This window comes from Chryseobacterium sp. C3 (assembly GCF_014218905.1).
Lineage (GTDB): Bacteria > Bacteroidota > Bacteroidia > Flavobacteriales > Weeksellaceae > Chryseobacterium > Chryseobacterium mucoviscidosis.
This window is the reverse complement of record NZ_JACLCU010000002.1, coordinates 709980-723935: the sequence shown is the minus strand read 5'-3', so window position 1 is coordinate 723935 and position 13956 is coordinate 709980. Positions and strand designations below refer to the sequence as shown.

General features: G+C 35.1%; 10 protein-coding genes. 4 read left to right on the top strand and 6 right to left on the bottom strand.

What is annotated here, in order from left to right; genetic code table 11:
* Genes H6W53_RS07025 through H6W53_RS07015 form a run of 3 tightly spaced genes read left to right on the top strand, consistent with a single transcriptional unit; the run spans position 1 to position 3481 of the window.
* The gene (locus H6W53_RS07025; protein ID WP_185205518.1) at positions 1 to 1446 is read left to right on the top strand and encodes an ABC transporter permease; all 1446 of its coding nucleotides are present in this window, start codon (positions 1 to 3) and stop codon (positions 1444 to 1446) included.
* Positions 1446 to 2792, top strand: a complete 1347-nt coding sequence (locus H6W53_RS07020; RefSeq protein ID WP_185205516.1) for a DUF3526 domain-containing protein — start codon at positions 1446 to 1448, stop codon at positions 2790 to 2792. The genes H6W53_RS07025 and H6W53_RS07020 overlap by 1 nt, the downstream gene beginning before the upstream one ends.
* On the top strand, positions 2786 to 3481 hold the full coding sequence (locus H6W53_RS07015; protein ID WP_185205514.1) for an ABC transporter ATP-binding protein: 696 nt from the start codon (positions 2786 to 2788) through the stop codon (positions 3479 to 3481). Before H6W53_RS07020 ends, H6W53_RS07015 begins: the two co-directional genes overlap by 7 nt.
* A 540-nt stretch (positions 3482 to 4021) precedes the next feature.
* Here H6W53_RS07015 and H6W53_RS07010 read toward each other — a convergent pair.
* The gene (locus tag H6W53_RS07010) at positions 4022 to 4519 is read right to left on the bottom strand and encodes a hypothetical protein (protein WP_185205511.1); all 498 of its coding nucleotides are present in this window, start codon (positions 4517 to 4519) and stop codon (positions 4022 to 4024) included.
* Positions 4520 to 4741: 222 nt separating this feature from the next.
* Here H6W53_RS07010 and H6W53_RS07005 point away from each other — a divergent pair, with 222 nt between their 5' ends.
* On the top strand, positions 4742 to 5023 hold the full coding sequence (locus H6W53_RS07005; protein ID WP_185205509.1) for a helix-turn-helix domain-containing protein: 282 nt from the start codon (positions 4742 to 4744) through the stop codon (positions 5021 to 5023).
* Positions 5024 to 5056: 33 nt separating this feature from the next.
* On the opposite strand, the gene H6W53_RS07000 is transcribed toward H6W53_RS07005, so the two are convergent.
* From H6W53_RS07000 to H6W53_RS06980, 5 genes are all read right to left on the bottom strand, one after another.
* Positions 5057 to 7900, bottom strand: coding sequence for a KGGVGR-motif variant AAA ATPase (locus H6W53_RS07000; RefSeq protein WP_185205507.1), 2844 nt, complete (start codon positions 7898 to 7900; stop codon positions 5057 to 5059).
* A 44-nt stretch (positions 7901 to 7944) separates the two neighbouring features.
* Positions 7945 to 8385 (bottom strand): hypothetical protein, encoded by a 441-nt coding sequence (locus H6W53_RS06995; RefSeq protein WP_185205504.1) that lies wholly within the window; start codon positions 8383 to 8385, stop codon positions 7945 to 7947.
* 267 nt (positions 8386 to 8652) lie between these two features.
* Complete coding sequence (locus H6W53_RS06990; RefSeq protein ID WP_076396204.1) at positions 8653 to 9171, bottom strand: DUF2911 domain-containing protein; 519 nt, start codon at positions 9169 to 9171, stop codon at positions 8653 to 8655.
* A 286-nt stretch (positions 9172 to 9457) separates the two neighbouring features.
* Positions 9458 to 11149 carry a sodium:solute symporter family transporter gene (locus tag H6W53_RS06985; RefSeq protein ID WP_185205502.1) on the bottom strand — a complete coding sequence of 564 codons (1692 nt, stop codon included), beginning with the start codon at positions 11147 to 11149 and terminating at the stop codon, positions 9458 to 9460.
* Positions 11150 to 11249: 100 nt separating this feature from the next.
* The gene (locus tag H6W53_RS06980; protein ID WP_185205500.1) at positions 11250 to 13739 is read right to left on the bottom strand and encodes a PIG-L family deacetylase; all 2490 of its coding nucleotides are present in this window, start codon (positions 13737 to 13739) and stop codon (positions 11250 to 11252) included.
* Positions 13740 to 13956: the final 217 nt, after the last annotated feature.

Genomic DNA, 13956 nt, shown 5'->3' with positions numbered 1-13956 from the left:
ATGGCTTTTTCACACCTGAAATTAATAGTAAGAAAAACCAGACAGGATTTATTTAAAAGCAGACAAAACCTGCTCATTGTGGTTACCGTTCTCCTGTTTTGTTTTCTAAGCATAGGAATAGGATTTACAAAATATGGCGAAAACTATTCTAAAGTAAAAGAATACCGCAAAGAAACACGTGAAAACTGGGAACACAGACCCGATAAACATCCTCACAGAATGGCACATTACGGCTATCTGGTTTTCAGGATCGGGCATCCGCTGAGCATTTTTGATAATGGTCTGGATGACTATCTGGGAAATGTTATTTTCCTTGAAGCACACAAACAGAATACCGCCAATCTTTCTGAAGCCGGAAGTTCGGGAATACTTGTCCGTTTCGGAGCTTTCAGTTCGGCATTTATTCTTCAGGCAATAGTTCCTTTAATTATATTATTTCTCGGTTTCGGGCTCATTGTTCGTGAAAGAGAGGATGCCACACTGAAAATCCTGACTGTTCAGGGGGCTTCTCCAAAAGCTATTTTATGGGGAAAGATTCTCGGGCTTTGGCAGTTTTCTCTGGTATTTTTAATTCCGGTGATTCCTGTGGTTTTACTGATGGGAATCTGGACTGAAGATTCTGATTTTTCAGATATTTTATCAAGAACAGGGGTAATTTTTCCGGCGTACATGATCTATTATTTCTTTTTCAGTACGTTAACTGTTTTAATTTCTGCCCAAAGCAAAGCTTCTTCATCAGCTTTAATCAGTTTAATCGGTTCCTGGCTCGTTCTGGTAATTTTCCTGCCGAAAGGAATTCAGTTTGCAGCACAGAATCTTTATCCTACCCCATCCAGAATTGCGTTTGAGACTCAGGTGGAAGAAGATGTTTTGAAAATCGGCGACAGTCATAATCCCGACGACCCGCATTTTAAACATATTAAAGATTCTTTATTAGCAAAATACAATGTAAAAACCACCGACGAACTTCCTGTTAATTACGGTGGAATTGTGATGAAAGAAGGTGAAAGAATAAGCGCAAAACTTTATGTTGACCATTTGAAAAAACTTCAGAACCAATATCAGCAGCAGCAGAAACTGAATGAGATTTTTGGTTTCATCAATCCTGTAATGGCAATTAAAAACCTTTCTATGACGACTTCCGGAACAGATTATTTTGCGTACCGGCAATTTCAGAATCAGGCAGAAAGCTATCGTTACAAACTTGCACAGCAGATGAATGATCTTCAGATTGAACACATCAGTAACATCAAACCGAAGGAAGGCGAAAAACCAGCCGCTGTAGGACACGAAAACTGGCAGAAATTCCCCGATTTTCAGTATGAATTTACCTCACTGAAAGAAAGTTTAAGCCATCAGTTTCTTTCTCTTACAGCGATTATTTTCTGGCTTTTAGCCTGTGTTTTAATGATTGAGCTAAGTGCTAAAAATTTAAAATTAATCTAATGAATCATTATTTATATAAACAGTTTTACCGAAACAAAGCCTACCTTATTTCTTTATTGATTCTGCTTTTTGCAGGTTTGAGTTCTTTGTACACCGGTAAAAAATTTCTCGACAGGAATGAAGATATTATCGCAAAAAGTGCAGCATATCAAAAAAACAGCATTGATAAAAATGTGGCATTACACAGCGACGATATCGGTCTTTTGCTGTACTACGTAAAGTTTAATCTGGTGAATGAAATGCCCAAATTAGCTGCTTTAAATATTGGCTTAAGAGATTTAAACCCTTCTATTCAGGGGGTCACGATAAGAAATCTGGAGGAGCAAAAAAACAACTCAGATTTTTTTAATCCCGCCAATGCGGCAGTGGGAAATTTCGATTTTTCTTTTGTTCTGGTTTTTCTTTTTCCGCTGGTCATTATTGCGTTCTGCTACAATCTTATTTCCGAAGATCAGGAAAAAGGAACCTGGAAACTGCTTTCGGTACAAAGTCAAAATCTGAGAAAACTTATTGATGCTAAATTATTAATCCGTCTAATGGCGGTAAGTTCGGTTTACTTTTTATTGTTGATTGTTGCTGTGGTCTATATTCATATTCCGGTAGATTCAGCTTTTATTATTTTCACTTTAGCGGGTTTACTCTATCTGACTTTCTGGTTTGCACTTTGCAGATGGATCATCGGCTACCAGAAATCGTCTTCGTGGAATGCTTTGGCTTTGGTAATTTTCTGGATGGGAATGAATTTTATTGTTCCGATGACAGGAAATATGCTGATTCAGAAACTTATTCCGGTAAAAGAAGGTTTGCAGGCGCAAATTGAACAGCGTGAAGGCTATCATAATAAATGGGACGAAGCAAAAATTCCTACGATGCAGAAATTCCACAATATCTATCCGCAGTTCAGGCAATATACCGTTGCCGAAAACAGCAGCTTTTCCTACACTTGGTATTACGCAATGCAGCATATGGCAGATGTGGAATCTGAAAAATCTTCCAGACAATATCAGGAAAAAAAGCTTTACAGAAACAAGGCAGCAGTTTATTTGGGCTATCTTTTACCCAATATCCAGACGCAGCTTGTACAAAGCGAAGTTGCAAAAACAGGAATGGAAAACCAACTGAATTACGCCGAAGGTCTGAAAAAATTTCACGAAAAACAGAGGCTGTATTTCTATCCGTCCATCTTTAAAAAGGTAAACGGAAACACCATCGACTGGACGAAGCAAACCGTAAAAACCTATACAGATGAAGGGAAAATAAATCTTGCAGGTGTATTTCTTCCCTATTTTATTATTATATCTTTATTGTTAATTCTTTCACACATCAAATTCAGAAAGCTATGTTAAAAACCATTAATCTCCATAAAAAATACAACGATTTTACAGCTTTAAAATCTCTTGATCTCGAAATTCAGGAAGGTGAAATCTTCGCTCTTCTCGGGCAGAACGGCGCAGGGAAAAGCACCACCATTAATATCCTCTTAGGTTTAATTAAAGCCACTTCGGGAGATGCTTTTATCCATAATATATCCGTAAAAGACCATCCTGAAAAGATTAAAAAATACCTGGCTTACATCCCGGAAACAGTATTGCTTTATCCCAATCTTACAGGAATTGAAAACCTTGATTTTTTCTCGAAGATTGCCGGATTTAATTATGATAAAAATGAACTTTCCGCTTTGCTGAAACGTACCGGATTGCAGGAAACTGCCCACGAAAAACCTTTGGGCGGTTATTCGAAAGGAATGCGGCAGAAAGTAGGAATTGCCATTGCACTCGCCAAAAACGCCAAAGTTCTTCTTCTGGACGAACCTACGAGCGGACTGGACCCGATTGCCACCGCAGAATTTACCGAAATTGTAAGGCAGTTAGGAAACGAAGGCAGAACCATTTTAATGGCAACCCACGATATTTTCAATGCGGTAAGTGTTGCTACCAATATCGGGATCATGAAGCAGGGCGAACTGGTACAGCATCTTCCTTCAAAAGCTTTTTCGGCGGAGGAATTGCAGGAATTGTACCTGAAAACAATTTAGAAAATTAAAAGCCTGATTACATTTAACACTTTCATACAATAATGGAAGTGTTTTTTTGTAAATTTTATTACCGAATTGCCTTCTATCTTTAATCAAAACAACCTCAGTTCGGGATAAGAAATAAATTAAATAATTGATTTATAGTATCATATTAATCTGTCACAAAAAAACAAAAGATTTTTTTACTTATTGAAAGTTGGTAAACTAAACAAAAGCACTTCGTTTATTTAAAAAAGACAAAAATATTTTTGATTGTCCGTTTATTAACCTAAAGCTTCGACAGGCTCAGCTTGACATCGCTAGAAATCAAGCGTTTAGTATTAGAGGTGTCACACTGAGCTTGTCGAAGTGCCTGTTATAAATAATGGATTTTCATATCAGTGCACAGTAATAGGTTGTTTAACGGATATTTAATAAAATATTCCTTTTATAAATTTTTCGCCTTTCTATATCTTAAAAGCTGAATCCTTGTTTGAGTCTCTTTTTTTAATAGTGTGTTTAAGATAACTTATCCCGAACTCAGGTTAAAACAAATTCGGATCATGGCTGAACTTCAGCGATTGATTCCTCTTTATGCGGAAGTTTTTCCCTGTTGTTTTTACGTTCCAGAATGAGCCATGCTGCATCAAGTATTTTGATGAGGTGCAAATACGGATCTACGATATTGCGCTCCGGTGCATTGTTGAACTTTCCGAGCGAGAAATACACGATTTCCGAAAGAAACTCTTCGAATTCCTCAAGACGATATTTTTTAAAGGCTTTTTTGAAAACTTTTGTCGGATCGCGGTATTCTTTTTCCGACAACGAACCCTTCAACATCGGATTTTTGTGTTCCGAAAGTTCATGAACCAGCCATTTTCCTCGATCTTTTCTAAGGGAATATGCTGCGCGAATAAACGACCGGAGCGACTGGTGAAAATAAAAGACAACGGAAGGATCTTCCGGAATCCGAATTTTGCGCTGTGCGGCGTATTGCATGATGAGATTTAGGCGTTCTTTGGCGGTTGCCCAATCATGAAACTGGAAAGATACTTCCATCAGCGAAAGTGCAGAATGTTTCTTCCGACCCACCAAAAGCGGGATTCAAAGTCTATGCTGTTCTTTTTCATACGAAGAAAGTTTTGTGTTTTTATTGTTTTTTGGGGTTGCTCTTTTGCTTTACGTTGTTGCAAAATTGATTTTACAAATATAAATAAAAAATCAAAAAGGATACTTATAAGTATCCTAAATTTTAACTTCAAACATAGAATTTTACAGCTAATGAATGAAATTGATCTTATTAGCTGTAAAAAAGCACTCGGGTACAGAATTTCTGAATTAAGAAAGAAAATTATAAATCCCGAAACCAATAAACCTATTTCACAGGAAGAACTGGGTTTAAGGACTGGTCATGCGAAAAAGACAATCGGAGAATTAGAGCGAGGCAATACGAATCCACGCTATGATACTTTGCTTATTATATGCAGGGAACTTAATGTGACCATTCAAGAACTTTTTGATTTTGATATGAAGAAATATATCAAACTTGCTAATAAATCCTGACTCTCGTCAGGATTTATTAATTGTATTTATAAATTATCTTCCTTTAAGACCTAACCTATATTTATATAAAAAGGGAAATCTATATTCATCACCTCTTCCATAATTCTCTTTTTTAATTATCCCGTTAGTAATTAAAAGTTCTTCCAATTTTTTTGGATTAATATCTTTCATTTCTTCTCTATCTTTATATTCTTCTAATACTTCTTTGAAAAGTCTATAAAATTTATCTTTTCTGATAGTTATAAATTGAAATTCTTTATGATTGTCTATATATTCAAATAAATACTCGATTGGCTTATTACCAATTTGATTTTGAACTATATCTTTGAAATGACGGTCAACTGCTTCCTTTCTTACATCTCGGTCAGTATAATATTTTTGAAACAAGATTGGCTTAAGGCCTTCTTCTTGATAATATTTTTTTTCTTTCCATTTATCTATTGAGAATTTTAAAAGATCAATAAATGGTCTTAGACTTATAGTATCATCACCATTTCTCAAATTTTTATAAAACCAATCATAACTTTCACCCATCCTGCTACTACCCTCAGTATCAACTTCCTTACCAAAAAAAGTAGTAGCCAGTGGTCTTAATAAATACTCTTCTAATGCTGTCTGTTCAAGCTTATTATATTTCTGTCTATTTTTTTTAATAATTTCGTAATGATAATCATTATATAAGTACATCATTACCCAAAAGTAATCTGACATACCATTAGAAAAAACAATTTTGAAAAAATAAGAAAACATCTCTTCTTGAGACCATTCGATATTTATAGCTTGATTTTCTATGTCGTTAACATTAGTAAGACCATACAGACCATTAAATAAATCCCTTCGTATAAAAACTTTTCCAAATATTCTACTATATTTTTTATTACGCCAAAAATCGATAAGAGACGGTATCCAATCATTCCATAAGGACGGATGAACAATTTCGTCTAATTGATCATAAAGTATAACCAAGAATTTTTTACTCGTAACTTTACTATCTAATAAAAATTTATCTAATTCATTAAATTCTTTTTCAATTAAAATAATATAATCTGTGTCATTTATTTTATCACTTAAAATTTTTAAAGTAGTTTCATCATCTCGAATATCAAAGCTTTTAACAGAGCTTTTAAAACTTAAATCCAGAACATTTAATTCTTTAAGAATTATTTGCCATGTGTAAATAAGCCAAAATCTATAGTAAAAGCCTATGTTAGTATTCTGATTAAAACGATTTACTTTGAATATTCGATCTTTTTTATCAATAGTGTAAATAAATGAAAAGTCATCTTCAATATTTGCAATTGATTGAAGTTTCTTGACGATGAGTTTACTTTGTAGTGCATTATAAATATATGATTTACCAGTGCCTTTACTACCTAAAATAAATGGTTTGTCAATATTAAAAATGTCGTTCATACAATTTCTGTAAAAAAATTGTTGATTTTCAAATTGCTTCTCTATTGACATGTTTTCAGCATATAGACTTGTTGCATCTATTTTTCGAGAAGTTTCACGTAAAATTTTTTCTTTCACATCTTGTATGTACCCCAGTTTTTCTTGTTCACTTAATCTATCAATTTCTTCTTTATTTTTAGCTTTAATGGGTTTATTTTCATCATAACTATGAGCGGAATTTATATCTTTTTTAGTATAATTTATATCGTTACTAAAAATATCAATACTATTAATTATACTTTTATGAGGTATTCTAGAATTAAGATATTCAAATAATTCTTTGAAATCTTTAATCTCATTCTGTTTTATAATATCAATAAAATCAAAAACATTTTCTGACGTACTGCCTAGCAATTCTAAATTTTGGTTTCTTGATATTGGAAAGCAGCTAAAACTTAATTCTGACTCTGGAGCTATTTCTTCAATTATATTTTGTACATCATCTTCAAAAGATTTAAATAATTGCTTTTTCAAACTTAACGATTCTGGTAGTATAGAATTAATTAAGCATGGCTCCAACTTTTCATTCTCAATTAAATTCTCTATAAAGAAATAGAGCCCCGGTAATGATTGAGCATCATTTCTAAAAAAACCTAACACCATTGTAGATAATTTAAATGCCGCGATTCCTAACATATCACTAAAACCTGTTCTTGAATCAATAAGAATTACATCTGGATTTAAAGAATCGTTCAAGTCTTCTAAAATATCCTTGAATTTGTTAATGATGTATTTTTCATTTGTAAAATCAATTCGAGAAAGCCCCTCAATATAATGATTTAGATCACTTTTAAAGTAATCTAAATCATTTATTGTTGTACTAAGATTACCAGCTGGCATTATATGTATAGAACCTGTTCCTGAAAATTGTGTATCAACCTTCCATGTATAATTTTCTAATTTATTTTTATCACTAAAACCATTCTCTTTATCAAAAAAATACTCTACAAATCCTTGCCTTTGATTCGTCTCACGAGGATTAGTTAGAAAAAAGTTAGTAAAACCCGGAGCTTCAAAATCACAATCAACAATAACTACTTTTTTGCCTTCATTTATTGCAAGATGAGTAGCGAAAGAAGCTAATGTAGTAGATCTCCCCATACCTCCTTTATAACTGTAGAAAGTTATTACAGGACAGGTTGTCACTAGATTTGGATCCTCTTTATTAAGCAAAGAAGTGAAACGTCTTCGACCATTTTCCAAATGAATTATCTCTGACTGACTAAATATATCTTTGTAAAATTCATCATTTTCTAAAGAATCATGAGAGAGAAAATTGACTTCAGTATCAGAAAAAATTTCAGTTATCTTTTTTTTAATTTCTAACTCATCAATGAAATCCTTGATTAGTATGTAAACATATAAATTCTCGTTTGTCCGTAAGTAAATCTTAAAATCAAAATTTTCATTGGATAAGTTTTCCAAATATAATTTTATCTCATTACATTTATTTAGAATTGATATCATAATTAATATTGTTCTTGTATTTTTAAATAAATGGGTTTTACAGTATCTTCAAAATGTTGTTTGAGCTCAGTGATAGCAATAACGTCACAATCATAGCGTACTATTACATCCCATTTCTTACTAATATTTGACCATTTAAAATCTTTTTTTGGAAAGCCATAACCTATTCTCGTCCATAAATCATTTATGTTATGAGTCTTTAATTTCATTGATTCCAAATCATCAATAGTTAGTTTTCCTCTAAAATGATTCTGCTCTAAAATATAATATTTAAATATACATTCTAAGATATAACCGCTAAGATAATATATGTTTGTAATTACTTGTGGTTGCTTATCTTTTTGTGTATCTTCAATTTTTTCAAGTAAGTAGGAACAGGTAGTATAATGTCTTTGTGCCGCTCTTTTAAATGTTTTTGAAGTCCATGTATCAGGAATAATCATTAGTTTTTTATTTTAACAAATATAAAAAAATACAATGTACAATACTATTATGTTACCAATTTTATAATTAATATGGATATGAGTTAGAAGTTTAATTCTAAATTGTTAAGAAAAAAATATATAAAAAACTAAAATATATCGTAACAACTAAAAATATTTTATCTAAAAGCATAAAATGGCGATAACATTCTATGCTTTTAAATAAATAATAAAATGAAAATAAAAAAATCCCGGTTTGACCGGGATTTTTTTATTTCAAATTCAAACTTACTTTATCTCCACAGGAACCGAGATTTTATCCCAATCCATTGAGAATCCGTTTTTATTTATTTTGTAAACCAGAGTTTCCTGTTTTGCAGGCAGTGCTTTTGTTTTTACGTCTACACGCAAAGCATCTTTTGCCTGTTCGTATTTGTAGGCGCCCCACTGTTTTGCCTCCTTGTTGAAGATGGCAGTCCATGTTCCGCTTTCTTTAGGAATTAAGAAAAAGCTGTACTTTCCGGCAGGAAGTTTTTTACCCTGAACGGTAATATCTTTATCCGTTTCAAAAGTGGTGGCTTCATTGGCTCCCGCACGCCAAACCTGATCATACGGTTCCAAACCTCCCCAAATGGTGCGCCCTTTAACAGAAGGACTGCTGTAAGCGATCGTAATATTGGCATCCTTAATCTTTCCGGTTGCTGTTGCAGGAGGACTTGCCGGTTTTTTGGTGTCCTGTGCAAAAGCGTTTACCGAAAGCGTCATGGCAGCCACAAGAACGGTAGCCGATTTAAAAATTGTTTTCATAATACTATTATTTGTCTGTTTATTTTTATGATTAAAATTGCTTCAACTTAATAGCTATAATTATCGCAAAGGCGCAAAATATATTAAATACAATCTTGTCTTAAGGCGCAAAGATTTTATCTACGATAAAATGAAGCATCAATCCTTATTGAAAATCTTCGATTTTCTTGCGCCTTAAAGATTTGAGACGAATAAAAATCTTGCGTCTTTGCGTTTTCCAAAAGGCGCTCTAAATAAAATTTTAACATTAAGAAATTATACATTTAAATACGCTCTTATTATCCGTTTACGAATTTACTGCTTTCGGTTTATAAAACATTAACCCGATTGCAGAAAATACAATCACCGCCGCTGCGCCGATTACATTAAGCCAGAGAAAGGAAACAACATCGAACTGATAAACGGCAATCACCGCAATTTCAGATAAAATAGCTGCAATAAATACATTCGCCCCGTTGATTTTTTTAAAGTAAAAAGCAACAAGGAAAATCCCCAGTATCGGTCCGTAGAAAAGGGAACCCAATACATTCACCGCTTCAATAAGAGAACCCATCTGTGTGGCAAACATCGCCACGCCGATGGAGAAAATCCCCCAGGCTAACGTATGCAGTCGGCTGTACTTCAGTTCGGTTTCGTCATCCGGAATTTCTTTTTTAAAGATCAGATGAACATCTTTCAAGGAACAGGCAGCAAGGGAATTCAGCGCCGCCGAAATAGAACCCCAACTGGCAAGGAAAATAACGGCAAACAGCAACCCGATCATTCCTACAGGCAGTGTATTTTTCACGAAATACAGGAAAATATAATTCGTATCCGTTTTCTCTGCATTAAAGTTTGACTGATTGATGGCTTCTTCTACCCTTCCGTGAAGTGCTTTTACCTGAGACTGCGTATTTTTAAAATCCTGAATTTTTGTTTCAAGCTGTGAAGAATTGTTTTGTTTTAATTGCAAAATTTCCTTCGATTCTGCATTAAATTTTGTCTGCAAATCCTGATGTTCTTTTTCAAAAACCGCTGCCTGTTCGGGTTTCATTTCCTTTAAATGCTGATAAGAACGTTCGTTAAAATAAATCGGAGCCGGTTTCAGAGAAAAGAAAGCAAAAAGCAAAGCGCCAATTAAAAGAATTGCAAACTGCATCGGAATTTTAACCAATCCGTTCAGCAACAAGCCCATTTTTGCATTCGTATTGTCTTTCGCCGTAATATATCTCCCAACCTGACTCTGATCTGTCCCGAAGTAAGACAATGCCAGAAAAAAACCGCCAATTAATCCGCTCCAGATGTTGTATTTGTCTTTCCAGTCGAATTCTGTGGTAATGACATTCAGCTTTCCGGATTTCCCCGCCAGATAAAGCGCATCTTTAAAACCAATTCCATTCGGCATATTATCAATAAGTAAATACCCTGCAAAAGCCATGGTTCCCAGAATAATGAGAAACTGTAGTTTTTGGGTGTGCGCAATGGCTTTTGCTCCGCCAACATAGGTATAAATCAATAGAATTCCACCTGTTAAAATATTCGTCAGGTAAATATTCCAGTTTAAAACGCTGGATAAGATGATACTCGGCGCATAAATGCTGATTCCTGTAGACAAACCTCTCGAAAAAAGAAAAAGCAGTGAAGTGAGTACCCTTGTTTTCTTATCAAAACGGTTTTCTAAATATTCGTAAGCCGTATACACATTTAACCGCTGAAAAATCGGGATAAAAGTAATACAGATCACAATCATCGCCAATGGCAAACCAAAGTAATACTGCACGAAACGCATCCCGTCTGTATACGCCTGTCCCGGCGCCGAAAGAAATGTAATGGCACTTGCCTGAGTCGCCATAATTCCAATCAGCACAATGTACCATGGCATTTTATTGTCTGCTTTCAGGTAAGATTCGTTGCTTTTCTGTCCACGCCCGATAAATACGCCGTACACAACCACTGCAACCAGTGTACAAATAAGAACTGTCCAATCTATCGTACTCATGCCCAGAATTTAGTAAACCAATAATAAAAAGCAATCTGCACTACCAAAGCGAGTGCCAGTAAAATGTACCATGTATTCCAATTTTTAAGTGGCTTGTTCATCAGTTTTTCTGTGCAGATAAAAAGTTTAAAAATAAACGTGCCGCCCCAACATTTCCCGCAGGCAACTGCCTGAAAAATGCCAACGGCGTATAAATAAAGTTCCCCTTTCCGTATGGGGCATATAAAGTAGATCCCTGCAAAGGCTCTTCACTGGTATCGTGCATTTCAAAAAGAGGTTCATAAGCAGAATCCCACTGATCCGGAAAATACGCGCCACGTTCCTGTACCCAATCCTTGAAATCATTTTGAGTAATTTTATTCGGAAAATTCAGTAATTTATGATTCGGATTTAAAAATGTAACCTCTGCATTTTCTTCAGTAACACGTTTACTTGTGGCAATACGAAAATTGTAGATTCCCAATTGATCCACGGTTGTATCCTGACTGGTGTTGTACTGCATTACCAGATTTCCTCCGGCTTTTACATAAGACCATAAAAAAGGCATCCAGCGACCCAGTTTTTTCTCTGTGTTGTTGGCACGAATCCCCAATATGATGGCATCATACTGCGAAAGTTTATTTTGGCTGCCGTTTCCGCTGTAAAAATCTTCGTCTTTCAGAACATCTACCTGAATTCCCGCAATTCTCAAAAATTCAGGGATAAAATCTCCCGCACCTTCTATATATCCTACTTTTTTAACCTTTGCCTGAATGTCACCTTTCATTACGGTTACCGTTGCAGGTGCAAAATACTGTAAAGAAGGCAAATGCGGATACTGAATTAATACCTGCTTTTTATTGTAAGTAGCTCCATCTGCAACAAAATTAGCATCCAATTGTAAACGAGATGCATTTATTTTGCTGAGTTTACTTTTGGGAATTACATAATCGATGGTTGTTTCTTTTCCATTGAATGAATTTACATCTGTACTGCCTAATTGTTCTCCGTTGTACATCAGATTAATTTTACCATTGCTGAACGATTTATCTGAATTAACTTTAACATTCAAGCTCAAATGTAGATCTTCATTTTCTTTTGCTAAATAAAGAGGTTGTGTAAATTTCAGTTCCAGAGCAGGAACAATGCGCAAAGGTTCTACCACATCACCTTTTACGGGATCTAATTTTTTGAACGATAAAGGAAGCTTAACCTGAAACTTTTCCGAGCCGATTTTTAAATCCACCCAGACATTCAGTGGAGATTCTGCTTCCGGCAAACCGATTAACGTATCATTCGGAACTGAAAAAGTTGCCGCGTTCGTGGCAGGTTTTGCCAACCAGTAAGGTTCCGTAAGTGCTGCATCTGATGGGATCTGAATATCATGCTGAATGGTAATTAAAGAGTCTTTTGAAAGGTTTCTGTTAAAACTTTCAGATTGATTTAGCCATTTTACATTTTCTAAAACAACGGGATTTACAGCTCTTGAAATGAGATTTAATTTAAATTGATAGTGATTTCCGGCAACCGCTTCAGCCTGATTGGTCACTACTTCCCCCATAAATCCGGCGCAGCTTAAAATAATCTGGTCAAGAGATTTAATTTTATCTTTTTTCAGCTCTGCATCTTTCAGCACCATAATCTTTTTTCGTAAAGCAAGCAAAGCAGGTAAGCTGAGATCCGGGTTGTTGAAATTAAAATTTGAAATAATCTGATCCAATGCTTGATCAATATCAGCATTTCCCTGTGAAGTCCATGTTTTAACAATTCCATCAAAAATTGTCGATTTTGCAGGATCTCCGATAACGTGAGAAAAATATTCAGTTTTTATTCCGGCTACAGACTGTGTTCCCGCACCCTGACTTTTATGTAAACTTCTACTGAGTCCTGCCAATTCACCATAGCCCATTCCGAGTTGCGCATCGTATTGTCCAACGGTAATTTTCAGTTGATTTTCAGCGGTCGTATTGACTGCACCAAACCGGAATGTATTCCACAACACACGTTTTGGCTGCCATACATTGACATACTTTAGCTGATCCGGAAAAGCGGTTTTATCACCTGCCAGTTTAAAGGCTTTTTCGGCAACCACAGCCGAAGCCGCGTGTTGTCCGTGTCCTGCCGCAGCGGTAGGCGGAAAACGACAAATAATGACATCCGGACGGAATGTACGGATTCCCCAAACAACATCTGCTGTAATGCTGTCTGCATTCCATTGTTTAAAAGTATCGGTGGTATTTTTAGAGAATCCGAAATCAATCGCGCGGGTAAAAAACTGTTGAGCACCGTCTAATTTTCTAGCCTCTAAAAGTTCATGCGTTCTGACTAATCCCAATGCAGCACCCTGTTCTGTTCCCAATAAATTCTGCCCTCCATCGCCTCTGGTTAAAGACAAATAGGCTGTTTCTACATTTTGATCGTTAACCAGCCATGAAAGTAATCCTGTGTTCTCATCATCGGGATGAGCGGCAAGGTATAACACTTTTGGCAGGTGTTTAAGGGTTTTCAGTTCGCGGTAAATCTCAGATGATTTTGATGGCCGAAACTGCTGAGCCGGACAAAAGGCCGCATAAAAGACAAGGATAAAAACAAGGGTTACTTTTCTGAACATTTGAATTTGCTTTGCAGGGCAAATATAAGTAAATCGTTTTTGGTTTTGAGGATAAAGATATTTTGCTGACCTCTTTGTATGAAAATAAAAAACCGAAGCGGAATCCACCAGCTTCGATTTTTTATACTGTTTAAACTTTTTATTTAAAGCTGATCACTATAAATGAAAAAGGTTACCATAGTTTTTAAAAATCTTTGATTTTTATTCTTTTGAGCGC